This is a genomic window from Vibrio rotiferianus CAIM 577 = LMG 21460, from assembly GCF_002741985.1.
GTDB classification, from domain to species: Bacteria; Pseudomonadota; Gammaproteobacteria; order Enterobacterales; family Vibrionaceae; genus Vibrio; species Vibrio rotiferianus.
Genome location: NZ_APHW01000055.1, coordinates 1 through 692 on the forward strand (window position 1 = coordinate 1; position 692 = coordinate 692).

Sequence of the window (692 nt, forward strand, 5' to 3'; positions counted from 1 at the left end):
TACCGCTGCCCGCTTCTCTTGGGATCGCTGTGTCCGCTCTTTTGGGTCGGTGATTAGTGTGTTGAGGCGTTTATCATTCATTGCTGTAGCTCCTTATAGTTTCTCTAGGCCAGCCAGTGGGTTGTCTATCGCCTCGTTGAACGCCTCTTGCCCAATTGGTTCTGTGGTTAGTGGTTCGTTCTCTGGCTCGTCTTCCGCGTCTTCTGGCCCCTCGTCTAGTCCTGCCAGTGGGTTATCTTCTGATTCCTCCACGGCCTTTGATTTCTTGCCTTTCTTTCTCTCCAAGGCTGCTAATGGGTTTATGTCTTGTTGTCCCTCTGAAGAGACTGTGCACAGATCTATATGAGTTTTCTCAACCAGATAGCGATCGATAAAGGTTGTGAATGGCATTGATGACGCCCCGAAGAAATACCCCACATTGCTTGGCAAGCCTTGAAGCATGTTTTCATCCACTAGGAATCTTTCGGCCTGTCTCACTGAACGCTCTACATCCATCGACTCTGTAACACTGCTGACGCCTTGGTTTTCCTTACCTCATCATCAATTAGAATCTTTCCGGTCTTGGCTAACCATGTGCGCGTCTCTGGGTGTTCAATCGCATAGGCAATCATCAATTTACAGTTCTCCATTACCGCACCTCTACCGCTTCAACCTCTAAGGCTCCACAATCGGCTAAGTCACTAATGGCCTGA

The 692-nt window shown here is 48.8% G+C and carries 2 protein-coding genes; both read right to left on the minus strand.

From position 1 onward, the window contains the following. Positions 1-93: 93 nt before the first annotated feature. A complete protein-coding gene (locus tag B853_RS15725) occupies positions 94-477 on the minus strand; it encodes a hypothetical protein (RefSeq protein WP_128826920.1) in 384 nt (127 codons plus the stop codon). An 8-nt stretch (positions 478-485) separates the two neighbouring features. Beyond that, positions 486-629, minus strand: a complete 144-nt coding sequence (locus tag B853_RS26055) for a hypothetical protein (RefSeq protein WP_170001024.1) — start codon at positions 627-629, stop codon at positions 486-488. Positions 630-692 lie beyond the last annotated feature (63 nt).